The sequence below is a fragment of the Thermonema sp. genome, assembly GCF_026003375.1.
GTDB lineage: Bacteria > Bacteroidota > Bacteroidia > Cytophagales > Thermonemataceae > Thermonema > Thermonema rossianum.
In genome coordinates this window covers 272,605-298,108 of the sequence record NZ_BPHD01000002.1, presented here as the reverse complement: position 1 = coordinate 298,108, position 25,504 = coordinate 272,605, and the positions used below count along the sequence as shown (strand labels likewise).

Below are 25,504 nucleotides of genomic sequence, written 5' to 3'. Positions count from 1 at the left end.
AGGCCTGGCATTACAGTCAGGTCTAAACCTATTTGTATTCAATAATACACTACTTTCTCTTCCGCCTCTGTTCGTTCTTTCTTCCACCAAAAAAACTTTACAATGTCAAAGAGAATCAGCTTTGCTTCTACCAAACGGGTGATTGACTACCCCGACTTCCTTGATGTTCAGGTGCAATCGTTCAGAGATTTCTTCCAATTAGATACACCTGCCGAAAAGCGCAAGCGCGAAGGGCTTTACCAAGTGTTTATGGAAAACTTCCCGGTAGCCGACTCGCGCGAAAATTTTGTGCTTGAATTTATAGATTACATAATAGATCCCCCGAAATACTCCGTAGATGAATGCATTGACAGAGGCTTAACCTATGCTGTTCCTTTAAAAGCAAAGCTCCGCTTAATTTGCAATGATGAAGATAATGAAGATTTTGAGCCTATAGAACAAGAGGTCTTCTTGGGCAATATCCCCTATATGACCGAGCGTGGCTCCTTTGTGATCAACGGCGCCGAGCGCGTCATTGTATCGCAGCTGCATCGCTCACCGGGGGTGTTTTTTGCTCAAAGCAAGCACGCCAGCGGTACCAAGCTGTATTCTGCCCGTATCATTCCTTTTAAAGGCTCGTGGATCGAATTTGCTACTGACGTGAACAACGTCATGTATGCTTACATCGACCGTAAGAAAAAATTCCCCGTTACTACGCTGCTGCGTGCCATCGGTTTCAGTACCGACAAAGACATTCTTGACATCTTCGGCCTTTCCGAAGAAGTTGAAGTAAATCAGAAAAACCTGAAGAAGATAGTAGGGCGCAAGCTGGCTGCACGTGTGCTGCGCACTTGGGTAGAGGATTTCGTGGACGAGGACACCGGCGAGGTAGTTTCTATCAGCCGTAACGAAGTGTTGCTGGAGCGCGATACCGTGATTGAGGAAGAACATTTGCCCCTGATTCTGGACTCCGGTGCTACTACCATCATTTTGCACCGCGAAGACGTCAACACTGCCGATTATCAAATCATATACAATACACTTCAAAAAGATAATTCCAACTCTGAACGCGAGGCGGTTGAGCAAATCTATCGTCAGTTGCGTAATGCCGAACCACCGGATGAATCTACCGCAAGGGATCTTATCCACGGTTTGTTCTTCAGCGAAAAACGCTACGACCTGGGCGAAGTAGGCCGTTACCGAATCAACACCAAGTTGGGCTTGGATATAGATTTGGACGTGCGGGTATTGACCAAAGAAGATATTATCAGCATCGTAAAATATTTGATTGGGCTTATCAACTCGCGCGCAGTAGTCGATGACATCGACCACCTCAGCAACCGTCGTGTGCGCACGGTAGGCGAGCAGCTGTATGCCCAGTTTGGCGTGGGCTTGGCTCGTATGGTGCGTACCATACGCGAGCGAATGAACGTGCGTGACAACGAAGATTTCAAGCCGGTTGACTTGATCAACGCCCGTATTTTATCATCGGTGATCAACTCCTTCTTCGGCACCAACCAGCTGTCGCAGTTCATGGACCAGACCAACCCGCTGGCTGAAATCACCCATAAGCGTCGCGTGTCGGCATTGGGTCCCGGCGGTTTGTCGCGTGAACGTGCCGGCTTCGAGGTGCGTGACGTACACTATACCCACTACGGGCGCTTGTGTACTATCGAAACACCGGAAGGTCCCAACATCGGTCTTATCTCTTCTTTGACCGTATATGCCAAAATCAATGACATGGGCTTTATTGAAACGCCCTATCGCCGCGTGGAAAACGGCAAAGTGGACATGTCCGGTGAGGTGGTATACATGACTGCCGAAGAAGAAGACAAATATACTATAGCACAGGCCAACGCGCCTATTGATGATAAAGGAAACTTCCTGGTAAAACAGGTGAAGGCGCGCAGACAGGGCGACTTTATCATGGTTAGCCCCGATGAGGTGGACTTCATGGATGTGTCGCCCAACCAGATTGTATCGGTAGCCGCTTCACTCATTCCTTTCTTGGAACACGACGACGCGAACCGTGCGCTCATGGGCTCGAACATGCAGCGCCAGGCAGTGCCATTGATTCAACCCGAAGCCCCCATTGTGGGCACCGGCCTCGAAGAGCGCGCCGCACTTGACTCGCGTATTTTGGTAGTAGCCGAAGGCGATGGGGTGGTGGATTATGTGGACAGCACCAAAATCGTCGTGAAATACGACTATGATGACAAAGACATGCTGGTAAGCTTTACCGGTGCTTATAAAACTTACCCGCTTACCAAGTTCCGTCGTACCAACCAAAGTACCTGCATCAACTTGACCCCCATTGTGCGCAAGGGCGATCGTGTGAAAAAAGGACAACCCTTGTGTGAAGGCTATGCTACCCAAGGGGGCGAGCTGGCATTGGGGCGTAACCTCTTGGTGGCTTTCATGCCTTGGCGTGGTTACAACTTCGAGGATGCCATTGTAATTTCTGAACGTGTAGTAAGAGAAGATATTTACACCTCTATTCATATCGATGAGTATGAATTGGAGGTGCGCGATACCAAACGCGGGGAAGAAGAACTGACGTCCGAAATCCCGAACGTAGGCGAAGATGCCATCCGTCATTTGGATGAAAACGGTATTGTGAAAATAGGAACCTTCGTTAAAGAAGGTGATATTTTGGTTGGTAAAATCACGCCTAAGGGTGAATCGGACCCCACACCGGAAGAGAAGCTCTTGCGTGCCATCTTTGGTGACAAAGCCGGCGATGTAAAAGATGCTTCCCTGCGCCTGCCGCCCGCAGTGGATGGGGTGGTGATCAACACCAAGTTGTTTGCCCGCTCTCGTAAAGACAAAGAGCTGCGCAAAAAAGCGAAGGAAGAAGTGAAAAAACTCATGGATTCCTATTCTAAAAAACTGGCTGAATTGCGCAGCACGATGATTGACAAGCTCACCCAACTGCTGGAAGGCAAGGTGTCGCAAGGGGTGAAGCATAAGTTTGGCGATGAGCTTATTTCCAAGGGTACGAAATTTACCCGTAAAAACATAGAACAAAACCTCTTCCCCAAGAAGAACCCTTACAGCGACGAGAGCATGTACAACGTGCCCGAAGAGGTGAACCTCATCTCGGAAGTACGCCTCGACGGCTGGGTGGAAGACGAAGAAACCAACCAATTGGTTGCCAAGCTGGTAGCCAACTATCAGCGTGCCCGCAATGAAGTGATTGCCTGGTTTAAACGCGAGCGCTTCAATTTGGAAGTAGGCGACGAGTTGCCGGCCGGTATTTTGAAACTGGCGAAGGTCTATATTGCCCAAAAGCGCAAGCTGAAAGTGGGCGATAAGATGGCAGGGCGCCACGGTAACAAAGGGGTAGTCGCGAAGATTGTGCGCATGGAAGATATGCCTTTCCTTGAAGATGGCACCCCTGTGGACATCGTGCTCAACCCCTTGGGGGTACCTTCGCGTATGAACATCGGGCAGCTGTATGAAACAGTGCTCGGATGGGCCGGCAAAAAACTGGGACGCAAATATGCAACCCCCATCTTCGACGGTGCCAAGCTCGAAGACATTGAAAAAGAAATACAAGAAGCCGGCTTGCCGCCATTGGGGCGTACCCATGTGTACGACGGCTTGACCGGGGAGCGCTTCGAGCAGCCCGTAACCGTAGGGGTGATGTATATGCTGAAACTGGGCCACATGGTAGATGACAAAATGCACGCCCGTTCTATTGGTCCTTACTCACTCATTACACAACAACCCTTGGGTGGTAAGGCGCAATTCGGTGGTCAGCGCTTTGGTGAGATGGAAGTGTGGGCACTCGAAGCCTTCGGCGCCGCTCACATCCTGCGCGAAATCTTGACCATCAAGTCCGATGACGTAGTAGGACGTGCCAAAGTGTACGAAAGTATAGTGAAAGGTGAGCCCTTCCCCGAACCGGGTGTGCCTGAGTCCTTCAATGTCTTGGTACACGAGCTGCGTGGCTTGGCGCTTGAAGTAACCTTCCACGACAAAGAAGACCTGCAGCGCATCAAAAACGCAACAGCCAGATAATTCCGTTGGAGCAGCCACCCGTTGTGGGTGGCCCGCTCTTCTTACTTATACTCTCGTCTCTTTTTATTCAAGCTCAAACCTGAAATATACGATATGGCATTCGGCAGAAGCAAAAAAGTAAACAGCAATTTCGAGGCTATTACCATTAGCCTTGCATCGCCGGAATCAATCCTTGATAGTTCCTACGGGGAGGTTACCCAACCCGAAACTATCAACTACCGAACCTACAAGCCGGAGATGGGTGGGCTTTTCTGTGAGCGCATCTTCGGACCGGTTAAAGACTATGAGTGTCACTGTGGCAAATACAAACGTATTCGCTATAAAGGCATCGTTTGCGACCGTTGTGGGGTAGAAGTAACTGAAAAGAAAGTGCGTCGCGAACGCATGGGGCACATTGAGCTCGTGGTGCCGGTAGCTCATATTTGGTACTTCCGCTCATTGCCCAACAAGATAGGCTATTTATTGGGTCTGTCTTCTAAAAAGCTCGACCAAATCATTTACTACGAGCGCTACGTGGTCATTCAACCGGGTATTCTCGAAGAGGAAGGCATTTCTTATCTTGACTTCCTCACCGAAGACGAATACCTCGATATTTTGGATAAGCTGCCGCGCGAAAACCAAATGCTCGACGACAGCGACCCCCGCAAGTTCATTGCCAAGATGGGGGGCGAAGCGCTCGAAATGCTTTTGGCTCGCATTGACTTAGATAAATTGTCTTATGAACTGCGCCATCAGGCAGCCAACGACACTTCGCAGCAGCGCCGCGCCGAAGCCTTGAAGCGCCTGCGTGTGGTGCGTGCTTTCCAGGAAGCGCAAAAGAAAATAGAAAACCGTCCCGAGTGGATGGTGGTGCGCATGGTGCCGGTGATTCCGCCCGAATTGCGCCCCTTGGTGCCTTTGGATGGCGGCCGTTTTGCTACCTCTGACCTGAACGAGCTGTATCGCCGCGTTATTATACGTAACAACCGTTTGAAGCGACTGCTCGAAATCAAAGCGCCGGAAGTGATTCTGCGCAACGAAAAGCGTATGCTGCAGGAAGCCGTCGACTCTCTGTTCGACAACTCGCGCAAAGTGAATGCGGTCAAAGCAGACGGCAACCGCGCTTTGAAATCCCTCTCCGACACCTTGAAAGGAAAACAAGGGCGTTTCCGTCAGAACCTTTTGGGTAAGCGTGTGGACTACTCCGGCCGTTCGGTGATTGTGGTGGGTCCGGAACTGAAAATGCATGAGTGCGGTTTGCCCAAAGACATGGCTGCCGAGCTGTTTAAGCCCTTTATTATCCGTAAGCTGATTGAGCGCGGTATCGTAAAGACGGTAAAAACAGCGAAGAAGATAGTTGACCGTAAGGACCCCGTTATTTGGGATATTCTCGAAAACGTACTGAAAGGGCACCCCGTGCTGCTGAACCGTGCACCTACCTTGCACCGTTTAGGGATTCAGGCTTTCCAGCCCAAACTGATTGAAGGGAAAGCCATTCAGCTGCACCCATTGGTATGTACCGCCTTCAACGCTGACTTCGACGGCGACCAAATGGCTGTGCACGTGCCCTTGAGCAATGAAGCGATTCTTGAAGCATCCTTATTGATGCTTTCAACCCACAACATCTTGAGCCCTGCCAACGGTGCGCCTATTGCCGTACCCTCGCAAGACATGGTGTTGGGCTTGTATTACCTCACCAAAGGGCGTCGTAGCACCGAAGAGCAACCGGTGCCCGGCGAAGGCATGATTTTCTATTCGCCCGAAGAGGTAATTATTGCCCTGAATGAAGGCAAGATATCGAAGCATGCTTTCATTAAAGTGAAAGTGAAGGTAAAAGAGGGCAACCAGTTGGTTGAAAAAATGATTGAAACCGTTGCCGGGCGGGTTATCTTTAACCAGTTTGTACCCGAGCATATTGGTTTCATCAACGAGCTGCTCACCAAGAAAAAACTTCAAAAAATCATTTCTTTGGTGCACAAAGAAGCAGGGGTGCCCGCTACAGCCAAATTCCTTGACGACATCAAGGAGTTGGGCTACACCATGGCTTACAAAGGGGGCTTGTCTATTGGCTTGGGCGATATTATCGTACCGGAAGAAAAACACGAGCTCATCGCAAAAGCGAAGGAAGAAGTAGAGAGCGTTTATCAAAACTATATGATGGGTCTGATTACCGATAACGAACGTTACAATCAGGTAATCGACATTTGGACCCGCGTAAACAACAAGCTGACGAACATCTTGCTGGAGAAAATGCGTGAAGATGACCAGGGCTTCAATCCCGTATTTATGATGATGGACTCGGGAGCCCGTGGTTCGAAAGAGCAGATTCGTCAGTTGGGGGGGATGCGTGGTTTGATGGCAAAGCCACAAAAGAGCCTGCAAGGCTCGGTGGGAGCTATTATTGAAAACCCCATCTTGTCGAACTTTAAAGAAGGGCTCGACGTACTCGAATACTTTATCTCTACCCACGGTGCGCGGAAAGGTCTGGCCGATACTGCTTTGAAAACAGCAGACGCCGGTTACTTGACGCGCCGTCTGGTGGACGTAGCCCAGGACGTCATCGTCAACGAAGAAGACTGCGGCACACTGCGTGGCATTTCCATCGGTGCACTGAAAAACGAAGAGGATATTGTAGAGCCCATTAGCGAACGCATCTTGGGACGGGTGTCGGTGCATGATGTATATGACCCCATTACCGATGAATTGATTGTTCGCTCGGGCGAAGAAATAACCGAAGAAATCGCTGCGCGCATCGAAGAGTCTGCCATTGAAGAGGTAGAGGTGCGTTCGGTGCTGACTTGTGAAAGCAAGCGGGGCATTTGTCGCAAATGTTATGGGCGCAACCTCGCTACCGGGCGCATGGTGGAAATTGGCGAGGCAGTAGGGGTAATTGCCGCCCAGTCGATTGGTGAACCCGGTACCCAGCTTACCCTGCGTACCTTCCACGTAGGGGGTACAGCTTCCAACATTGCGGTAGATGCCAACCTGAAGGCGAAATTCCCCGGCGTGATTGAGTTCGAAAACATGCGGGTGATTCGCGGGGTAACCACCGAAGGCGAAGAAGCCGATATTGTCTTCTCGCGTATGGGTGAAATAAAAATTGTGGATCCCAAGACGAAGAAGGTGCTGGTGACCAACCACGTGCCCTATGGTGCAGTGATGCGTGTGAAAGAAGGCGATACCGTGCAGAAAGGCGATATCATCTGTGAATGGGATGCTTACAACGCCCTTATCCTTTCCGAGGTAGGTGGCAAAGTGTCTTATGAAGCCATCATCGAAGGGGTAACCTGCAAGGAAGAAGTGGACGAGCAAACCGGCTTCCGCGAGAAGATTATCGTAGAATCGAAAGATAAAACCAAAAACCCCGCCATTGTCATTACTACTGACAGTGGAGAGGTGAAAAGCTACAACATCCCTGTGGGCGCTTATGTGGTGGCCAAAGAAGGAAGCACCATTAAGCCCGGTCAGGTGTTGGCAAAAATACCGCGTGCCGTTGGTAAGACCCGCGACATTACCGGTGGTTTGCCAAGGGTAACCGAGCTGTTTGAAGCACGGAACCCTTCCAACCCTGCGGTAGTGAGCGCCATCGATGGTATTGTGAAGTTCGGCAGCATCAAGCGCGGTAACCGCGAAATTATTGTAGAAGCCAAAGACGGGGTGCAAAGAAAATACATGGTACCCTTGTCGAAGCATATTCTGGTGCAAGATGGCGACTTCGTGAAAGCCGGTGCGCCTCTTTCCGACGGTGCCATTACGCCCAACGATATCTTGGCTATCAAAGGACCTACCGCCGTGCAGGCCTACTTGGTAAATGAAATCCAGGAGGTGTACCGTCTGCAAGGGGTGAAAATCAACGATAAGCACATCGAAGTGATTGTGCGTCAGATGATGCAAAAAGTAGAAGTGCTTGACCCCGGAGATACAGACTTCCTGCCCGGCGAGCTGGTAGAAAAATGGAAGTTCCGTGAAGAGAACGACCGCATCCTTGAATTGAAGATTGTAGAAGACCCCGGCGATTCTAACCGTTTCAGCCCCGGCCAGCCTGTGACCATGCGCGAACTGCGCGATGAGAACTCTGTGCTGCGCCGCAAAGACCTGAAACTGGTGAAAGTGCGTGATGCCCGCCCGGCGGTGGCAAAACCCACCCTGCAAGGTATAACGCAGGCTTCGCTGGGTACCGAAAGCTTCATCTCTGCGGCTTCGTTCCAAGAAACCACGAAAGTATTGAGCGAGGCAGCCGTTGCCGCCAAAACAGATGAGCTGCTCGGACTCAAAGAAAACGTAATTGTAGGACACCTTGTGCCTGCCGGTACCGGCATCCGTCGTTACCAAGATTATATCGTGCTCTCGAAAGAAGAATACGAAAAGGCTTTACAGGCAGAGGCTGCTCAGAAAGAAGAAGAAGAGAAGCCCAAGCGTCGTAAAACAACGCGCAAGGCAAAGAGCAAATAAAAGCCTAAGCCGGTATAAAGCCAAGCATGAGGCGCTCATTTGTACAATGAGCGCCTTTTTTGTACCTTCATGTTGTCTAAAAAAATCACAATAAGTTATGCAAGACGACAACAAGCAGAATATCAACATAGAAATATCGGAAGAGGTAGCACAAGGCTTTTATTCCAACTTGGCCATGATTGCCCACTCGCCCAGCGAGTTTGTGCTGGATTTTATTCAAATGCTGCCGGGCATGCCCAAAGCGAAAGTGAAAAGCCGTGTGATTATGACGCCCGAACATGCCAAACGCCTTTTATTGGCTTTGGAAGACAACATTAAAAAATATGAAGCCCACTTTGGCGAGATTACCCTTCAAGCCGGTAAAAATCAACATATCCCTTATAGCGGACCAATGGGAGAAGCCTGATGCAATACACGATTCATCCGGAAACCCTTGCTTTTTTGCAGGGCATAGGGCAAAATAACAACCGCGAATGGATGCAGGCGCACCGGCAAGCATATGAGTGGGCAAAGCAAAACTTTTCGGAGTTTGTTGAAGCCTTCATTCAGTCCACCATGCACTTGCATCGCCAAGAAAACCTGCATGCTGCCCGGTGCATATTTCGCTTGGCGCGCGATACCCGTTTTAGTAAAGATAAAAGCCCTTACAAAACCAATTTTGGAGCCTTTATTGCACCGGAAGGGTGCAAAAGTGGGTGGGCAGGCTTTTATTTACACATAGAGCCGGCAGCATCTTTTGTAGCCGCAGGTTTGTATGCCCCGGCTACCGCGCAGCAAAAAGCGGTACGTCAGGAAATATACTACGAAGCGGAAAAGCTGCTTTCGATCTTGCAGCAAAGCACCTTTGCACGCTATTTCCCGGAAGTGGAAGGGCAGAAACTACGGCGTTTGCCCAAAGAATATGCTGATGCGCCGGAGGCACTGCATACCTTGCTTCGCCATAAACAGTGGATTGTACGTAAGCAATGCAGTGATGAGGAGGTGTTGGCGCCCGATTTTATGAATCGCCTGCTGGCCTATGCCACCGTTGTGCAGCCATTTATCGATTTTTTGAATACCGCCTTGCAGGAGCCCGAAGAATCATAGAGACTCTTTGGCTGTAATCCTTCACTTCCTTTTGAATTTTGTTAATTTTGAGCCTAATACTACCGTCTCATTAAACGAGAGAATCATGTTGCGACATTCAATCTTTTGCGTGTTTTGGTTGCTGCTGACGGCAGGTAGCCCGGCATGGGCACAGTCGAGCAAATATGAGGCGCTTTTTACCGAAGCGGTTCGCTATACCGACACAGGCCAATGGGCAGAAGCGGCACGCATATGGGCACAGCTGCGCGTGAGCGAGCCCGCCAACCCCTATGAGGTGGAAGCCTACTATTTCTCTGCACTTTGTGCCTTTCAAATGCAACAATACGACGATGCCGAAGCTTTTTTACTCAACATATTGAACCGAACCACCCCTTGGGAGCGCATAGACGAGGTGTTTTACTTACTTGCCAACATAGCTTTTGAAAAAGAAGAGGACCCGCTTGCTTTCCGTTATATTGCAAAAATCGACAACATAGACCTGCACAACGCAGCCAACAGCATGAAAGGCTACTACCTTCAGCGGCGCCCCCGCAAAGTATTGGAAAACCTTCTTGCTCTGTATCCCGAAGACTTGTTCTTGGCTCAAATCATGGTCAATCATTTGGCGAAGCATGCACGTAGTGTAGAGGACATCTCACTGATGAAACGGCTCATTGCCGAGTATAACCTCGAAGTGCCCGAATCAATTAGCATAGAAGTGGTGCGCCCGCAAAACGACACGCTTTACGCCGTGCTCTTTTACAACTTCTCTCTGGACACCTTGAAAACCATCGATACCCTTACTTACAAGCAGCGTATGATGCACAGCCCCGGCGCTTCGGCTTTTTGGGCTGCCAAGGCGGCGGAAGCCATCGTCGATTCGCTGGGCAAGCGCTGGGTTTTGGTAGCCTACGACTGGCAAAGAGCAAAAGATTCTTTATTTGCATGGGCAGAATACGGTGAGTTTGCTTTTGCCGATGCCATGATTGCTTCGCCTGAAATGGACGCCTACCTGCTGCAGCTGCGGCTGGCCGAAAAATTGGGAATCCCGGTGGTGCAAGTACATCATGGGAGTGAGCACCTTGCAGCCTCGCCTTTTAGTATTGTGATGCGCGCCTCTGAACATCATGAGAGCCGCGCCATGGCTTCTTTCCTGATACAAAAAGTGAAAACACGGGGTATATTGCTGTACACCGAAGAAATGGCAGGCAAAGCCCGGGCTCAAATGGACCGGCTGCGCACCGAAGGCATCAATTTAAGTGCTCGTCTTGTTAAAAGTGAAGACTTGCCACGACTGTCCACCTTACTAAGCGAATGGGGCGTGGCTTCCTTTGACTTTGTATATTGTTTAAGCACAAGCCAGCTGTTTGAAAAGCTCATGCTACAATATTGGAAAGACAAAGAGCTTAAAAATATGCTGCTGGTGCCCGATGAATGGCGCTTGCATGGGCATTTGGAGGCCAAAGAGCTCAGTGGCATGCCCGTGTATTTTGTTGCCCCCGAATTTCGCCCTTTCAACACCAAAGAACCTTTTTTGGCGAAGTTCAATTGGTGGGCATATCGCATTGCACACACCGGCAACTACCGCCGCCCGCCCATAGAAGCTTACCTTACTTATGATGCCTTGCGTTTGTTGGGGCGTGCTTTGCAAGCAGACCCCGCCACAGGCTGGCTGTCGCTTGCCGGAAATCCCCCAACAGCCATGACACTGCGTCCTTATCTTTTCAAAAAAGAAAAAGGGCAAGGACTTATCAATATATTTGTGCCTATACTGAAATACGAAGAAGAAAAAATACAGATTGTAAACTATCCTGTTCACAACTAGCTTTTACTATTATGAATATCGACAAAAGTGTAGTTCTGTTTGACCGCGCTAAGAAAGTAATTCCCGGTGGGGTTAATTCACCGGTGCGTGCTTTTCAAGCCGTAGGGGGACAACCTTTGTTTATTAAGAAAGCCGAAGGGGCTTACCTCTATGACGAAGACGGAAACCGTTATATCGACTGCATCAACTCTTGGGGCCCCATGATTTTGGGGCATGCCTATGCCCCCGTGGTAGAAGCCATTCAAAAAGCGGCGGCCGATTCCCCCTCGTTTGGTGCGCCTACCCGGCTTGAAGTCGAAATGGCAGAACTGATTATTTCCATGGTGCCTTCGGTTGAAATGGTGCGCATGGTCAACTCCGGAACCGAAGCCACCATGTCGGCCATTCGCTTGGCGCGTGGCTATACCGGACGCCACAAGATTATTAAATTCGATGGGTGTTATCATGGGCATGGTGACTCCTTCCTCATAGCTGCCGGCAGTGGGGCGGCTACCATGGGCACCCCCAATAGCCCGGGGGTAACGCCGGGAACGGCACAAGACACCCTCATAGCCCCTTACAACGACCTGGAAGCCGTGGAAGCCTTGGTTGCACAATTCCCCGAACAAATAGCTGCCATCATTGTGGAGCCGGTAGCCGGCAATATGGGATGTGTGCTGCCTAAGCCCGGTTATTTGCAAGGGCTGCGTGACCTGTGCGACAAACATGGTATTGTGTTGATTTTTGATGAAGTGATGACAGGCTTCCGTCTGGCACCCGGTGGGGCACAAGAGCGCTTTGGTATCTTGCCCGACCTCACCACCTTAGGAAAGGTGATTGGCGGCGGAATGCCCGTGGGGGCATACGGTGGCAAGCGCGAAATCATGGAAAAGGTGTCGCCTGTGGGTAAGGTATATCAAGCCGGTACGCTCTCGGGAAACCCCGTAGCCATGGCGGCAGGGTTGGCCATCTTGCGTGAATTGCGCGAAAACTCGGCCATATATGCCCGCCTTGAAAGCATTGGTGACAAGCTGTACAAGGGCATGAAAGAAGAGCTGGAAAAGCGTGGGTTAAACTTTACTATGAATAAAATAGGGTCAATGCTCAATGTTTTCTTTACAGAGCAGCCGGTGTATGATTTTGCTACAGCTAAAACTTGTGACCTGCAGCTGTTTGCCGGGTATTTCCAAGCAATGCTGCGCCGTGGGGTTTACCTGGCACCTTCGCAATTTGAAAGCTGGTTTTGTTCGGCAGCCCTGAGCGAAGAAGACATTCAGCATATCATACAGGCACATGCCGAATCCTTAGATGAAATCATGGAACAATAAGCACCACATTTTATGAAAAGATATATTCCGGTATTTGGGCTTGCATTGGCAGTGATTATCATAGATCAGCTGGTCAAACTGTGGGTGGCTCATAATATGCAACTGGGCGAAGAAATCCCCATATTTGACGGCTGGTTCAAGTTGCACTACACACTCAATGAAGGAATGGCTTTTGGGGCAACTTTTGGTGGTAGCTATGGCAAACTGTTGCTTACCACTTTTCGCATCATTGCTATGGGCGTCATTGCCTACTATCTGGTACATATCGTAAAGAAAGGCATGCCCCGCGGTTTGCAGCTGTGTGTGGCTCTTATTTTAGGAGGAGCCGTGGGCAACCTTATCGATAGTGTCTTTTATGGTGTTTGGCTCAACAATGCCCCGCTGCATGCACCCATGCCATGGCTTTATGGGCAGGTGGTCGATATGTTTTACATAGACATATGGGAAGGCTATGTGCCCGAGTGGATGCCCCTGATTGGGGGCGACTATATGGCACTGTGGCCTATTTTCAACGTCGCCGATGCAGCTATATTCGTGGGAGTGGCAGCTATCTTGCTTTTTCAAAAGCGCTTTTTTAAAGAAGATATTCACAACCAAGAACAGCAGCAAGCGGCAGAACAAGAGCAGAAGGCGTGACTGCGCTTGTAATAACATGACGAAAAAGCAGATGTGCTTGTGCGCATCTGCTTTTTATTATGGGGTTGGCTTATTCTTCTTCGTCTTTTAATTGATTGAAAGGCAAATCGTCTCTGTCTTTTAATTTTTTGTCTTTTACCTTCCGGTTCAAAAACTCATTGATTTTATCGATGTCATAGGTGCTGTTGATTTCCCCAAATGAGTTGATGGTAATATCAAAGCCTTCTAATTCAGGATGAACGCGTGGCTTACCTTTGTCTTTAAGACGTTTACTTTTTTTACTCATGGCTACAGTTTGGTTTTTGAGACTTTTCACTAAAACAGTGGCGCCCCCTTGAGAGTTTCTTGCAAACAGTTGAAAAAGCGCTATCTTCTATAATTTTGCTTTTGCCAAAGCAACAGAAAAAGTTATTTTTGTGCATATCGTTAAATATTAAATTCATTGTTATGAGCGTTTTGGTCAATAAGAATTCTCGCGTTATCGTTCAGGGATTTACAGGCTCTGAAGGTACCTTTCACGCGGAGCAAATGATAGAATATGGCACCAATGTGGTAGGGGGCGTAACACCCGGCAAAGGCGGACAAAAACATTTGGACCGTCCGGTGTTTAACACTGTAAAAGAAGCCGTAGAACAAGTACAAGCCAACGTATCTATTATTTTCGTACCACCGGCTTTTGCTGCCGATGCCATCATGGAAGCCGCCGATGCCGGTATTGAGGTGATCATCGCCATCACTGAGGGCATTCCGGTGCGTGATATGATGTATGTGAAGGAGTACTTGAAAGGCAAAAAATCCCGCTTGATAGGACCCAACTGCCCCGGTGTGATTACCCCCGGTGAAGCCAAAGTAGGCATTATGCCCGGTTTCGTATTTAAGCCCGGTAAAATCGGTATTGTATCGAAATCAGGCACACTTACCTACGAAGCCGCCGACCAAGTGGTAAAAGCCGGCTTGGGTATCTCTACAGCCATTGGTATTGGGGGCGACCCCATCATTGGTACTTCCACCAAAGAAGCCGTAGAGCTGTTGATGAATGACCCCGAAACCGAAGGCATCATCATGATTGGGGAAATTGGCGGGGGCATGGAAGCCGAAGCAGCCCGCTGGATTAAAGAGCATGGTACCAAGCCCGTAGTTGGTTTTATTGCCGGACAAACAGCCCCCAAAGGACGTCGCATGGGGCATGCCGGTGCCATCGTGGGCGGAAAAGATGATACCGCACAGGCTAAAATGAAGATTATGGCAGAGTGCGGCATTCATGTAGTGAAATCACCTGCTGAAATAGGCAGCACAATGGTTGAAGCATTAAAAGCTGCAGCCAATGCCTAATGTTTCAATGCAGAGGCCATAAAAGTCATAAACAGCCCGGCATGGATGCATGCCGGGTTTTTGTTTTGTGCCACACTGTCAGCTTGTAGTGCCACTTTGTCGGAAAATGCAAGGCGGCATATTGTTTGTTTTATCTTATTAAAAAAATAGAGAAAGGAGGGAATAGTGATGTTGGCAATAGACAAACAACTAACCAAACAGCTGGCAAAGCAAGCGCAATGCCTGACGGTAACGCAAGGCGGTATTGTGCCTACCCGTGTGCAACTGCAACAAACGGCCAATGCCTACGTTGCCGAGTTCTACACGCCTACCTTGGAGTATGAAAATTATGGTGTAGAGATACAAAACGGGCAACTGGTTGTATTTACTCATAATGAGTTGACTCATAGCGAAGACGGCATGGTGTTTCCCATGTTTATGGGCGTGTATCCAATTTTGCCTCATGTAGATGCACAGCGTATTGAAGCCATTTTTGAAGATGGGGTTTTACGAGTAATAGCACCTTTTCGTGAGGGAATACGCAATATCAACAAGAAGATTCAAATCAAAAAAGCAGACAACAACCATTAAAAAAAGAAGGCTCTTTTTGTAGAAAGAGCCTTGCTTTTGTGTGCAGGAAGAAACAGGGATTAAGGTCTGCCCTCGCTGAATTTTTCCATTTCTTTTTCGAAGGTCTGCTTAAACTTCTCATAATCATAATCGATGCGCATGCGTTCTTCACGTGATAGCTTTTGCATACGCTCGTTGTAAGCTTCCAGCAGTTTTTCAGAAGCCAATTCTATGGCAATATAGGTTTTGTATTTATTATCTTTGGTTTTTACTTGCTTTTCGCAAATGGTGCGAATGCCATTCAGCTCCTGATTTACTACTTCGCGGTTTAAGCTCTCGTAGCGCTCTTCTACTTCTTCCCGGTTGTTGAATTCCCGCGAGTTCACATAGTTGTCGGTAACACCTTTTAAGACGGTAGAGATGCTGGCAGCCAATTCGGCGCGTGCGTTGCTCAGGGCTTTCTTCTTGGCTGTCATTTGGTCATAGCTTTCGCCAATGGCATTGGCACGGAAAACATCTTTGCTGGTCCAGTACTCGGGACCGGAGCAAGGTACAATCACTTCTTGCTCATCGGGTGGCAGGCTTGCCTTTTTCTTACATGCACTGAAAAGCAAAGTGCCACTCAACAAGAATACGCTTAAATAGATGATCTTTTTCATAACTATATTCGTTTGATGTTCGACATTTTATGCTATATGCATTTTTGATGCCAAACTGATGTATAAGCATCAAAAAAATCACGAGACTTGACTGCGCAGCCACCGGCAAAAAGCCTGAAAAGCTCTGGCACGATGGCTGATTTTATTTTTTTCGTCGAGTGGCATCTCTGCAAAAGTGCGCGTATCGCCTGCAGGGCAAAATACCGGGTCGTAGCCGAAACCTTGTGTGCCGCGAGGCATATGTGTGATGTGCCCTTCTACGATTCCTTCGAATAGGTGCTCTTGTCCGTCTGTATCGATGAAGGCAATGCAAGTGCGGAAACGGGCTTGCCGGTTTTCTATGCCCTGTAGCGCTTCGAGTAGCTTTTTCACATTGTCGCTATCACTTTTTTGGGGACCGGCATAGCGTGCCGAATACACGCCCGGTGCACCCTGCAATGCCTTTACCTCCAGGCCGGTATCATCGGCAAAAACAGGAATATGGTAATGTGTCCATATATGGCGCGCCTTAAGCATGGCGTTGCCTTCAAGGGTTTCGGCTGTTTCGGCAATGTCTTCGGTGCAACCTATGTCGTCTAAGCTGACCAACAAAAAAGGAAGTCCCGCTTCCTGAAAGAGCTGCCGGACTTCCTTTAGTTTGTTTGCATTATGGGTAGCAAAGCAAATCTTTTCCATTATTCACCGGGTAATATGCGTTCTTTTACTTCTATTTCAAAAACCAGCGGTTCATAGGGGGGGATACTGCCACTACCATTTTTGCCATAACCTACGTCGGAAGGTACAAACAGCACCCCCCGTTCGCCTACATACATTTGCGAAACACCTATCTGCCAGCCCTCTATCACGGTACTCAGGTTGACAGGGTCACTCGCGTCTGTTTGGGTCGTATCGCGCGGGAACAAGAAAAATCTAAAGTCACTGCCACTGTCGTAGGTTTTATCTTCTACAGAGCGCAGAATGTAATTCACCACTACATTGACGGAGTCGCCTACTTGTTCAGCCCCATCGGGGGGCGCTATCAAACGCACATATTTCACGCCCTTGTCCAGTTCCACCACATTGGAATAGCCCTTCCGGGCAATATAGTCGTCGATAAGCTGCGCGTCGGTTTTTACTGCTTTCAAAGCCAGGTCAACCCGTATGGGCGAATAAGGGGGCATGAAGGGAGTGCCCCTTTCGCCATAGCCACGCAAATAGTTGACCAAAAATATACCGTTTTGCCCGGGTTTCATCAAATCAACCATTTGACTGATGCCGATGGGCAGGGTCAGTGTGTTGTAGGCATAGGTGGTACCATAAGGGAAGCGCAAGGTGTCGTTGCCGGCACGCTTATAGCGGTCATCAATTAAGGTTTCGTAGGGTAAAAGATAGGTTTCATATTGAATGAACACATGATGAAAGAGTGAGTCGTTGGCAGCTTGAGTACTTGTAGGCGTGCCTTCTACATAATAATAGACACCATCTTCCGTCTTTTGCATTTGCAGCCCCTTGTCTGCAATATACTGCTGAATGATGCTTTCGTTTTCTTTGATTTTTTTGTCGAGAAACTCCGCTTGCTCGTTGGTATTTTTGCATGCGCCCAGAGCAAAGAGCGCCAGCAGGCCGGCTGCCGTGCAGAATCGCTTCATAGTTTATTCTTTTTCTATTTTTTTCTCTTTGCGTATGTCCACTATTTCTATATCAAAAATAAGAATGGAGTTAGGCGGAATGGCTTCGCCCATGCGTCTTGCGCCGTAACCTAAATAAGAAGGAACAATCAGTTTGCCTTTTTCACCTTTGCGGAAGAGGGCAATGCCTTCGTCCCATCCTTTGATGACTTCACCTTTGCCCAGGACAAACTCGAACGGCTGTGCATCTTTGTTTGACTCGATGAGTGTGTCGGGTTTGGCAAGCAGCTGTAAAGAGTAATACACGCTCACTACATCGCCGGCTTGGGCAAGTGGTCCGTCGGTGGTTACTTCTTTTATGTAATACAAGCCGTTTTCAGTGGAGTCGGCTTTTAGCCCGTTCTTCTTTAAATATTCACGTATTTGAGCGCGCTCGCTTTGCTCTACTTGGGCACGTTGCTGCTGTTGCATCTGTTCAAATTGCTTTTTGAAGTAGTCCGGCGTTTTTACGTCCAGAATGGTAACGGTGTATTCAATATCGCTGCCGGGTTTGAGATATTCAGGAAATTCGGGCATGCTGATTTGCTTGACGACCGAGTCGGCGGGTACCCAAATACGGGCGCTGTCGCCTTTGTGCAGCAGCAAAAACGGCTCCAAGAAAGAGCCTTTCGGCGGGTTCACAATAGGGCGATAAAGGATAGGCGTGTTGAAAGGATAGGTGGTTTGCAAAATGGTATCATTACCGCTGCGTGTGGTGCCTTTTACCTGAAGATGAAAAGATACCAAGCTGCCATCCGTAATGGCAGTGGAGTCGGGATGTTGTGACAGGATTTCATAACGTACGCCCGAGGGGAGTTCTTCTACCGTGGAGGTAGATTGGTCGCAGCTGATGAGCAGAGCCGGAAAAAGGGCTGCACTCAACAAGGCATATAGGTGCTTCAGCATAAATTTTTTACCTTTTGACATTTAACAGTTGCTCTTTGTATTGAGGTAACAAACTTAAAAATAATTTTTCGGTTTCTTCAAGAGACACATGAGAAGCACCACCGGCGGCATTTTTATGCCCGCCGCCATTGAAGTGGGCTTGTGCAAACTCGTTTACGGGGAAGCTGCCAATCGAACGGAAAGATATTTTTATTTTCCCTTCCTTTTCCATGAAGATGGCAGCAAATACAATGTCCCGAATAGAAAGAGCGTAGTTTACGAAGCCTTCGGTGTCGCCTTTCTCGGTGCAAAAGCGTTCCTGTTCGTCGGCACTTAGGGTAAAGTAAGCGGTGCGGTATTCAGGTAGAACCCGCAATTTTTCCGATAGAAGATAGCCGAGCAGGCGCAGGCGGTTTTCGGAGTTGTTGTCGTAGATGCGATAGTGTATGGTGGAGGTGGGTACGCCAATATCTATCATATGCCCGGCAATTTCATGCACTTCCCGGCTGGTGGAAGGGTATTTGAAAGAGCCTGTGTCGGTTACTATACCCGCATAAATGGCTTCGCCAATGTGAGGGTCAAGCAGTTCGAGGTCGCCCATGGCAGCTATCAAACGATACACCATTTGTGCGGTAGCAGCGGCTGCCGGGTCCCAAAAATGGAAGGTGGCCTGTATGGTCGGGGCTATGTGGTGGTCGAGGAGCAAACTGGGTTTGTCGAGTCCGCTAAACAAAGGTTCGAGTGCTTCCATACGGGAGGGTACCGAAAAATCGAGATAAGCGACCAAATCACACGCATCAATGGCTTGCTTTATATCTTCGGTTTTGGCTTCTTCAAAAACAATGACTTCGCCGTCCTGAGGCAGCCATTCCAAGAAGCCGGGATAAGCGCTGGGGCTAATAACGAGCGTTTGATGTCCTTTCTTCTTCAGATACCGGGCCAATCCCAAAGCAGAGCCTAAGGCGTCGGCATCGGGGTTGTGATGCATGGTAATGGCTACTTTTCTGGGCACTGAAAGGAAGTCCTCCAATGCCTTGACCATGTCTGTTTGTATCGACGGACCTTCTAACATAACTGTTTTATTGTGTTCGAATTAGCAAATATCGGAAAAAAAGTAGAAAGCTGTGCGGTCTGTTTGTGTTTGCCGGGTGGGGGCTTCAGTAGTTCTGCAGCCGGTCGTAAAGCAGTTGTGGAGCAGGCGCGGGTGAAAGGTGTTCAATAATATTCCCTTCGGGCGTGAGTACCAACACAAAGGGGCGCTCTTCGCTCAGAAAACGCAGCTTGTGGCGGTCGGGCAGTTGTCGAAACAGAAAATAACCGGCTATGGCATACCGGAGCGTCCAGCTTCGCAAAGGGGCATATTGCAAGTATTGAGTAAAGACAGATTCGCAGGCTTCGCAGTTCTTTTCGCCTATCACTGCCCACACCAGGGCACGCCGGTTGTTTTTGGCTTTCCTAAGCGCCGCCTTGTAACTCTGTTCATAAACAAACGAAGCCGCCGCCCCAATATTGGCAGCTGTTTGTAAGAGGCTGTCGGTGAGCAGGGGAGCGGGCAGGTAGCCCGTAATTTCGGCTTGTGTACGCTCTTTGTCGTTGAGCACAAAGACCGCAGGCAAAGAGCGGTAGTTCAGAAGGTTGCGAAAGTAGCGGTTGGCATCGCGTGTGATATCTATCAGGTAGGCATCGAAATAGGGCGTTAAGCGTTGATACAGGCTGTCTTGCAGCCATGTCTCTACAAATAACTGATGGCAGGCATAGCATTCCGGGTGTGTCACCCATGCCAGAATAAGTTTGCCGCTTCGTTTGGCGCTCTTGAGCGCTTCTTGCCATTCGCCGCTCATGGCGGCGGCTGCCGAATCATAGCGGGCTGCCATTTGTGTTCTTAAAAAATGCGTATGGCGCTTCTGCGCCCATTCATATGCCCGGAAGCCGCTTTGGGTCCATAGCAACGAATCGTTGGGGGCATACAGCGATAAAGCCGGCAGGTGGGTGAGGGCAACGCCTTTTTGCTCTGTGTAAAGGCGCCGTTCATAATGCAGGCTGTCTTGTGTGGGGACCCACAAAGCAAGAACGCTATCCAGCCGGGCACAAGGGCGGCATCCTTCGCGGTACCAATGCACCAAATAATATTTTTTTGATAGCTTTACTTCTTGCGACCAAGCGGCAAAGCTTTGAAGCAAAAGACAGCAGATAAGCACAAATCCCGGACGATACATGTTAAACAAAACTCAGGCGATTATTCTTCATACACTGAAATATAGAGAATCTTCTTTGATTGTACATACTTACAGCCGGGAGCAGGGCAGGTTGTCCTTAGTGGTGAATGGTGTGCGTAAAGCCAAACCGTCGTTTCCTATGGGTTGGTTTCAGCACATGAGTGTGTTGGATATGGTGGTGTATCTGCCCAAGCAAAGCGGCGGCTTAGGACGGCTAAAAGAAGCCACGCCTTTATGGCTTCCCATGGTGCGCCTCTCTCATCCGCTAAAAGTGTCGATACTGTATTTTCTGGCAGAGCTGCTTTATAAAACGCGCAAAGAAGAGACGGCTGACCCGGCCATGTTTGATTTCGTGCATCATGCATTGCTGGTATTGGAAGAAACACCACAGCTGCGTACCTATGCCCTTTGGTTTTTACTACACTATTTGGCACAAATGGGCTTAATGCCGGCTCATGAGACGCAGCTGCTGCAAGAACTCAATGCACACACACCTTATCATTTCGATGCTTCGCTTGCCCCTGCGCTTGCTTGCCTGAATGCACCAATGCCGCCACAGCAGGTGCCGTTGTCGACTGCCCTGCGCAGCGACCTGCTGGAGGCTTTGCTTCGCTTGATTAGCGAGCACACCACACACTTTGAAGAAATACGCAGTCTTTCTATTCTGCGCGATATTATGTAAGTTGTAAAACAAAGAGTACCATGAGAACAATTGCACTTGCTGTTTATTTCACTTTGTTATCGGTAGTCATGCAGGTATATGCACAAGACAAAGACAAACCGGCATACGTCATCTTTGATGCCAAAGGCAAGCAAATAACCTATGGCACCATGCTGAAACGCCTTGAAGCAGCCGACGTGGTATTGTTCGGCGAACAGCACAACAATAGCCTTGCCCATTGGCTGGAGTGGGAGCTGCTGCGCGATTTGACCACCGCCATGCCCGGGACCTATGCCTTGGGGCTGGAAATGTTCGAAGCCGACGACCAACTGATATTGGATGAATACCTGCGTGGACAAATCAAAGAATCCTACTTCCTAAAAGAAGCCAAGGTGTGGGACAACTACCGCACCGACTATCGCCCCTTGATAGAGTGGGCAAAGCAGCACAACATACCGGTTTGGGCAACCAATGTGCCCCGCCGCTATGCCCACATGGTGGCACACCTCGGGCCGGCCATACTCGACAGCCTGCCGGCGCAAGCCAAAGCATGGATGGCCCCTTTGCCCATCACCATAGACCAAGAGCTGCGCGGCTACAGCCAAATGCGCGAGATGATGGGCGGAAACCACGGACAAGGCATGCAAGCCACTAACTTCGTAGCGGCACAAGCTTTGAAAGATGCCACCATGGCTTATTTTATTGTGCAGGCACTTGAACAAAAAAGCAAGCTCATTCATTATCATGGCAGCTTCCATTCCGACTACCACGAAGGCATTGTGTGGTATCTGCGGCGCTTGCGCCCCGGCTTGCGCTTGCTGACCATCAGTTGCGTGGAGCAAGAGCAGTTGAAAAAGTTGGAGGAAGTGCATCAGGAAAAAGCCGATTTTATAATTGTCTTCCCTGCCGGCATGCACAAGAGCTATTGAATACGGGCTTGCGCTATTTCGAATGCTCTTTGTTGAATTGAATGTGTTTTTATGTAATTTTGAAAAGAAAAAGTTGTATTAAAACAATTTATACCTAAGCCATGAAAAACACAGCAACAACCGACTTGGAGCAGAAGCGCAATGCCGACGAAATGAAACAAAAACTGTTTCAACTCAAAAGCCGCCTGGAGAAAGTATATTTGGGAGGAGGAGAGAAGCGTATTGAAAAACAGCATAAGCAAGGCAAACTGACAGCCCGCGAACGTATCGATTATTTGTTGGATAAAGACAAGCCACGGCTCGAAATTGGGGCATTGGCTGCCTATGGCATGTATGAGGAAGAGGGCGGATGCCCTTCGGCCGGTGTGGTGGTGGTGATGGGCTACGTGAGTGGGCGCCAATGCATAGTGGTTGCCAACGATGCTACAGTGAAAGCAGGCGCATGGTTCCCCATGACCGCCAAAAAGAACTTGCGGGCGCAAGAAATAGCCATGGAAAACCGCATCCCTATCATTTATTTAGTCGATAGTGCCGGCGTATATCTGCCCATGCAAGCCGAAGTATTCCCCGACAAAGAGCATTTCGGACGCATTTTCAGAAACAATGCGGTCATGTCGGCAGAAGGCATCCCGCAAATTGCTGCCATCATGGGCAGCTGTGTGGCAGGTGGCGCCTACTTGCCCATCATGTCCGATGAGGCACTCATCGTAAAAGGTACCGGTTCGGTATTCCTGGCAGGTCCTTATTTGGTGAAGGCGTCCATAGGCGAAGACGTAGATGCCGAAACTTTGGGCGGGGCAAGCACCCACTGCGAAATATCGGGCGTTACGGACAATATGTACGATTCGGATGAGGAGTGCCTGGATGCCATCAAAAAAATTATGGATAAGATGGGGCACTTCCCCAAAGCCGGCTTTGACCGTGCGGAGCCGGCGCCCCCAAAAGAAAACCCGGAAGAAATCTACAGCCTGTTACCGGCCGACCGCGTGAAGCCTTACGACATGCGCGAAATCATCAAGCGTTTGGTCGATAACTCTGAGTTTGAGGAATACAAGCCACTGTACGGCAAAACCATCATTTGTGCCCGTGCGCGCATCGATGGCTGGGCTGTGGGCATTGTGGCCAATCAACGCTCCATTGTGAAATCGAAAAAAGGCGAAATGCAGATGGGCGGTGTCATTTATTCCGACTCTGCCGACAAAGCAGCCCGCTTTATCATGCTTTGCAACCAACAACAGATACCCTTGGTCTTTTTGCAAGATGTAACCGGCTTCATGGTAGGGAGCCGGTCCGAACATGGCGGCATCATTAAAGACGGTGCCAAAATGGTGAATGCCGTGGCGAACTCTGTGGTACCCAAATTTACCATCATTGTGGGCAACTCGTACGGTGCCGGCAACTACGCCATGTGTGGCAAAGCCTATGACCCCCGTTTGATTTATGCCTGGCCCACGGCACAAATCGCTGTGATGAGCGGGGCATCGGCTGCCAAAACACTCTTGCAAATCAAGGTGGCATCACTCAAAGCCAAAGGAAAAGAAATCAGCCCGGAGGAAGAAAAGCAACTATTGGAAGAAATCACCACCATGTACAACGAGCAGCTGTCGCCTTACTATGCGGCTGCCCGCTTGTGGGTCGATGGCATCATAGACCCACTCGAAACACGCAAAGTAATATCGATGGGCATAGAAGCAGCAAATCATGCGCCCATCACCAAGCGCTTCAATGTGGGCGTAATACAAACTTAAAGCCCCAAGTGGCTGTTTCTCATATGGAAGACCTGCCGGATACACTCCGGCAGGTTTTTTGACCATCTGTCAATGCATGTCAAAACCCAATGAATACATGAACGAACGCGAACTACAGGCTCTTATTACACTATTGGACGACGAAGACGAAGTGGTGTACCGGGAAGTAAGCAACCGTTTGCTTTCCTTAGGCGAAAGAGCCATCCCTTATCTCGAGCGGGCATGGGAGGCTTCTCTGAACCCTTTGGTGCAGAGCCGTATTGAAGGACTCATCCACCGCATGCAGTTCGAATCTTTAAAAGAAGACCTGCAAGCATGGATGGAGTATGAACAAGAAAATTTGCTCAAGGGGATGTGGTTGCTGGCGCGCTATCAATATCCCGACTTGTCATTTGAAGACCTTGCCCAAGAGTTCAATCGCCTGTATTATGATGTGTGGTTTCAGTTTCGTGAAGGGTTGCACCCGCTCGACCAAATACAGCTGCTCAATCGCGTATTTTTTAAAGAATGGAAATTCACGGGCAACACCCAAAACTTTCATGCCCCTTCCAACAGCATGATTCATTTGGTGCTCGAAAGCCGCAAGGGCAACCCCCTGACGCTCTGTGTGCTTTACCTGCTGGTTGCACAGCGCTTGAACCTGCCCGTGTACGGCGTGAATTTGCCCGTGGTGTTTGTTTTGCTTTATCGCAGTCGTGAGTTAGAGTGCTACATCAATGTTTTTAACCAAGGCTCTGTCTTTGTAAGGAACGACATAGAAGAATATCTCAAACAATTGAACGTAGAGCCGCAACCTGCTTTCTTTGAGCCCTGTACGCATGCCGATATTTTGGCGCGTGCCTGCCGGAATCTTATTTTTTCATTTAAAGAGTTGGGCGAAACACACAAAGTGGCAGAAGTAGAGCAGCTCTTGGAAATAGTGGAGCATTATAAATAAGGTTCGTCCACCCGGCGTCGGCGTATCACTTGGGCCGGTGTGCCATAGGCCACCACTTCCGCAGGCACATGCCGTAGCACCAAAGCGCCCGCCCCTATGACCGTGTCATGACCTATACAAACACGCTGAAGCAGACGTGCCCCCAGTCCTATGGCTGCGCGCTGTCCGATGCGCACTTGTCCGCCGGTAATTACCCCCGGTGCCAGGCTGCTGAATGCATCCATATAGCTGTCATGGTCCAACGAGGCGTGATGATTGATGATGCAGCCGCGCCCTACATGGCAACGAACGCCCACCACGGCCATGGCTGCTACGAAGCTGCCGGCATCGATGTGTGCCGACGCAGCCACTACGCTGTCCGGATGGCACACGGTAGCCCACTCTACGGCATGAAGTGCTTCTATTTGAGTCATGAGCTGCGCCCGCCGGTAATTATCGCCTATGCCTACAATCCATGCACAGGGCGCGCAGCGGGCTTGCCACCCTGCAATCATTTCGGCAGCTTGTTCAGGATGCTGTGCCATCCATTGAGCATCGAGCTCAATATGCGTGATGGTGGCATACATACCACTCAAGGCAGCGGCATCGGCAACGACGGCGGCGTGCCCGCCCTTCCCCACAATTACCAACTGCTTTTCTTTGCGCTGCTTTTGTATTCTCATAATGAACAAGCTAC

The 25,504-nt window shown here is 49.4% G+C and carries 21 protein-coding genes; 13 read left to right on the top strand and 8 right to left on the bottom strand.

Annotated elements, in window-relative coordinates; genetic code table 11:
• The first annotated feature begins 102 nt into the window (after positions 1-102).
• The 7 genes from rpoB (at position 103) to QVE43_RS06245 (ending at position 13,266) form a co-directional block, all read left to right on the top strand.
• Complete coding sequence (rpoB, locus tag QVE43_RS06275) at positions 103-4,002, top strand: DNA-directed RNA polymerase subunit beta (RefSeq protein WP_288005241.1); 3,900 nt, start codon at positions 103-105, stop codon at positions 4,000-4,002.
• Positions 4,003-4,095: 93 nt separating this feature from the next.
• Positions 4,096-8,433: a DNA-directed RNA polymerase subunit beta' gene (rpoC, locus tag QVE43_RS06270; RefSeq protein ID WP_288005239.1), complete on the top strand. Its 4,338-nt coding sequence runs from the start codon at positions 4,096-4,098 to the stop codon at positions 8,431-8,433.
• A 97-nt stretch (positions 8,434-8,530) separates the two neighbouring features.
• Positions 8,531-8,839: a DUF3467 domain-containing protein gene (locus QVE43_RS06265; protein WP_288005237.1), complete on the top strand. Its 309-nt coding sequence runs from the start codon at positions 8,531-8,533 to the stop codon at positions 8,837-8,839.
• On the top strand, positions 8,839-9,519 hold the full coding sequence (locus QVE43_RS06260; protein ID WP_288005235.1) for a DUF2461 domain-containing protein: 681 nt from the start codon (positions 8,839-8,841) through the stop codon (positions 9,517-9,519). The genes QVE43_RS06265 and QVE43_RS06260 overlap by 1 nt, the downstream gene beginning before the upstream one ends.
• Before the next feature lie 85 nt (positions 9,520-9,604).
• The gene (locus QVE43_RS06255; protein ID WP_288005233.1) at positions 9,605-11,323 is read left to right on the top strand and encodes a tetratricopeptide repeat protein; all 1,719 of its coding nucleotides are present in this window, start codon (positions 9,605-9,607) and stop codon (positions 11,321-11,323) included.
• An 11-nt stretch (positions 11,324-11,334) separates the two neighbouring features.
• Positions 11,335-12,630: a glutamate-1-semialdehyde 2,1-aminomutase gene (hemL, locus tag QVE43_RS06250; RefSeq protein WP_038028776.1), complete on the top strand. Its 1,296-nt coding sequence runs from the start codon at positions 11,335-11,337 to the stop codon at positions 12,628-12,630.
• Between the two features lie 12 nt (positions 12,631-12,642).
• The gene (locus tag QVE43_RS06245) at positions 12,643-13,266 is read left to right on the top strand and encodes a lipoprotein signal peptidase (protein ID WP_288005230.1); all 624 of its coding nucleotides are present in this window, start codon (positions 12,643-12,645) and stop codon (positions 13,264-13,266) included.
• 70 nt (positions 13,267-13,336) lie between these two features.
• Here the strand turns inward: QVE43_RS06245 and QVE43_RS06240 are convergent, their stop codons facing one another.
• A complete protein-coding gene (locus tag QVE43_RS06240) occupies positions 13,337-13,552 on the bottom strand; it encodes a hypothetical protein (protein ID WP_038028780.1) in 216 nt (71 codons plus the stop codon).
• A gap of 161 nt (positions 13,553-13,713) precedes the next feature.
• On the opposite strand from QVE43_RS06240, the gene sucD reads away from it, so the two are divergent.
• Both sucD and QVE43_RS06230 read left to right on the top strand, forming a co-directional pair.
• Entirely contained in the window at positions 13,714-14,598 is an 885-nt protein-coding gene (gene sucD, locus QVE43_RS06235) for a succinate--CoA ligase subunit alpha (RefSeq protein ID WP_038029028.1), read from the top strand.
• 168 nt (positions 14,599-14,766) lie between these two features.
• Entirely contained in the window at positions 14,767-15,168 is a 402-nt protein-coding gene (locus tag QVE43_RS06230; protein WP_038028782.1) for an Hsp20/alpha crystallin family protein, read from the top strand.
• A 59-nt stretch (positions 15,169-15,227) separates the two neighbouring features.
• On the opposite strand, the gene QVE43_RS06225 is transcribed toward QVE43_RS06230, so the two are convergent.
• The 6 genes from QVE43_RS06225 to QVE43_RS06200 all read right to left on the bottom strand — a co-directional run bounded on the left by QVE43_RS06225 (position 15,228) and on the right by QVE43_RS06200 (position 20,457).
• Entirely contained in the window at positions 15,228-15,806 is a 579-nt protein-coding gene (locus QVE43_RS06225; RefSeq protein ID WP_288005226.1) for a hypothetical protein, read from the bottom strand.
• 78 nt (positions 15,807-15,884) lie between these two features.
• The gene (gene rdgB, locus QVE43_RS06220) at positions 15,885-16,481 is read right to left on the bottom strand and encodes an RdgB/HAM1 family non-canonical purine NTP pyrophosphatase (protein WP_288005224.1); all 597 of its coding nucleotides are present in this window, start codon (positions 16,479-16,481) and stop codon (positions 15,885-15,887) included.
• A complete protein-coding gene (locus QVE43_RS06215) occupies positions 16,481-17,434 on the bottom strand; it encodes an FKBP-type peptidyl-prolyl cis-trans isomerase (RefSeq protein ID WP_288005222.1) in 954 nt (317 codons plus the stop codon). Before QVE43_RS06215 ends, rdgB begins: the two co-directional genes overlap by 1 nt.
• A gap of 3 nt (positions 17,435-17,437) precedes the next feature.
• A complete protein-coding gene (locus QVE43_RS06210) occupies positions 17,438-18,358 on the bottom strand; it encodes an FKBP-type peptidyl-prolyl cis-trans isomerase (RefSeq protein ID WP_288005220.1) in 921 nt (306 codons plus the stop codon).
• A gap of 7 nt (positions 18,359-18,365) precedes the next feature.
• Complete coding sequence (locus tag QVE43_RS06205; RefSeq protein ID WP_288005217.1) at positions 18,366-19,409, bottom strand: bifunctional oligoribonuclease/PAP phosphatase NrnA; 1,044 nt, start codon at positions 19,407-19,409, stop codon at positions 18,366-18,368.
• 85 nt (positions 19,410-19,494) lie between these two features.
• Complete coding sequence (locus tag QVE43_RS06200; RefSeq protein ID WP_288005215.1) at positions 19,495-20,457, bottom strand: thioredoxin family protein; 963 nt, start codon at positions 20,455-20,457, stop codon at positions 19,495-19,497.
• A gap of 94 nt (positions 20,458-20,551) precedes the next feature.
• On the opposite strand from QVE43_RS06200, the gene QVE43_RS06195 reads away from it, so the two are divergent.
• From QVE43_RS06195 to QVE43_RS06180, 4 genes are all read left to right on the top strand, one after another.
• Entirely contained in the window at positions 20,552-21,235 is a 684-nt protein-coding gene (locus tag QVE43_RS06195; RefSeq protein ID WP_288005213.1) for a DNA repair protein RecO, read from the top strand.
• Positions 21,236-21,255: 20 nt separating this feature from the next.
• Positions 21,256-22,143, top strand: a complete 888-nt coding sequence (locus QVE43_RS06190) for a ChaN family lipoprotein (RefSeq protein ID WP_288005211.1) — start codon at positions 21,256-21,258, stop codon at positions 22,141-22,143.
• A gap of 101 nt (positions 22,144-22,244) precedes the next feature.
• Positions 22,245-23,891 (top strand): acyl-CoA carboxylase subunit beta, encoded by a 1,647-nt coding sequence (locus QVE43_RS06185; RefSeq protein ID WP_288005208.1) that lies wholly within the window; start codon positions 22,245-22,247, stop codon positions 23,889-23,891.
• Between the two features lie 97 nt (positions 23,892-23,988).
• Positions 23,989-24,828, top strand: coding sequence for a transglutaminase-like domain-containing protein (locus tag QVE43_RS06180; protein ID WP_038028797.1), 840 nt, complete (start codon positions 23,989-23,991; stop codon positions 24,826-24,828).
• On the opposite strand, the gene QVE43_RS06175 is transcribed toward QVE43_RS06180, so the two are convergent.
• Positions 24,819-25,490: a NeuD/PglB/VioB family sugar acetyltransferase gene (locus QVE43_RS06175; protein ID WP_288005206.1), complete on the bottom strand. Its 672-nt coding sequence runs from the start codon at positions 25,488-25,490 to the stop codon at positions 24,819-24,821. The two genes, QVE43_RS06180 and QVE43_RS06175, sit on opposite strands and share 10 nt — an antisense overlap.
• Between the last annotated feature and the right edge of the window lie 14 nt (positions 25,491-25,504).

Bases quoted from the DNA above. Each gene is read 5' to 3' on its own strand.
- rpoB (WP_288005241.1), top strand. From the start codon at position 103: ATGTCAAAGAGAATCAGCTTTGCTTCTACCAAACGGGTGATTGACTAC.
- rpoC (WP_288005239.1), top strand. From the start codon at position 4,096: ATGGCATTCGGCAGAAGCAAAAAAGTAAACAGCAATTTCGAGGCTATT.
- QVE43_RS06265 (WP_288005237.1), top strand. From the start codon at position 8,531: ATGCAAGACGACAACAAGCAGAATATCAACATAGAAATATCGGAAGAG.
- QVE43_RS06260 (WP_288005235.1), top strand. From the start codon at position 8,839: ATGCAATACACGATTCATCCGGAAACCCTTGCTTTTTTGCAGGGCATA.
- QVE43_RS06255 (WP_288005233.1), top strand. From the start codon at position 9,605: ATGTTGCGACATTCAATCTTTTGCGTGTTTTGGTTGCTGCTGACGGCA.
- hemL (WP_038028776.1), top strand. From the start codon at position 11,335: ATGAATATCGACAAAAGTGTAGTTCTGTTTGACCGCGCTAAGAAAGTA.
- QVE43_RS06245 (WP_288005230.1), top strand. From the start codon at position 12,643: ATGAAAAGATATATTCCGGTATTTGGGCTTGCATTGGCAGTGATTATC.
- QVE43_RS06240 (WP_038028780.1), bottom strand. From the start codon at position 13,552: ATGAGTAAAAAAAGTAAACGTCTTAAAGACAAAGGTAAGCCACGCGTT.
- sucD (WP_038029028.1), top strand. From the start codon at position 13,714: ATGAGCGTTTTGGTCAATAAGAATTCTCGCGTTATCGTTCAGGGATTT.
- QVE43_RS06230 (WP_038028782.1), top strand. From the start codon at position 14,767: ATGTTGGCAATAGACAAACAACTAACCAAACAGCTGGCAAAGCAAGCG.
- QVE43_RS06225 (WP_288005226.1), bottom strand. From the start codon at position 15,806: ATGAAAAAGATCATCTATTTAAGCGTATTCTTGTTGAGTGGCACTTTG.
- rdgB (WP_288005224.1), bottom strand. From the start codon at position 16,481: ATGGAAAAGATTTGCTTTGCTACCCATAATGCAAACAAACTAAAGGAA.
- QVE43_RS06215 (WP_288005222.1), bottom strand. From the start codon at position 17,434: ATGAAGCGATTCTGCACGGCAGCCGGCCTGCTGGCGCTCTTTGCTCTG.
- QVE43_RS06210 (WP_288005220.1), bottom strand. From the start codon at position 18,358: ATGCTGAAGCACCTATATGCCTTGTTGAGTGCAGCCCTTTTTCCGGCT.
- QVE43_RS06205 (WP_288005217.1), bottom strand. From the start codon at position 19,409: ATGTTAGAAGGTCCGTCGATACAAACAGACATGGTCAAGGCATTGGAG.
- QVE43_RS06195 (WP_288005213.1), top strand. From the start codon at position 20,552: ATGTTAAACAAAACTCAGGCGATTATTCTTCATACACTGAAATATAGA.
- QVE43_RS06190 (WP_288005211.1), top strand. From the start codon at position 21,256: ATGAGAACAATTGCACTTGCTGTTTATTTCACTTTGTTATCGGTAGTC.
- QVE43_RS06185 (WP_288005208.1), top strand. From the start codon at position 22,245: ATGAAAAACACAGCAACAACCGACTTGGAGCAGAAGCGCAATGCCGAC.
- QVE43_RS06180 (WP_038028797.1), top strand. From the start codon at position 23,989: ATGAACGAACGCGAACTACAGGCTCTTATTACACTATTGGACGACGAA.
- QVE43_RS06175 (WP_288005206.1), bottom strand. From the start codon at position 25,490: ATGAGAATACAAAAGCAGCGCAAAGAAAAGCAGTTGGTAATTGTGGGG.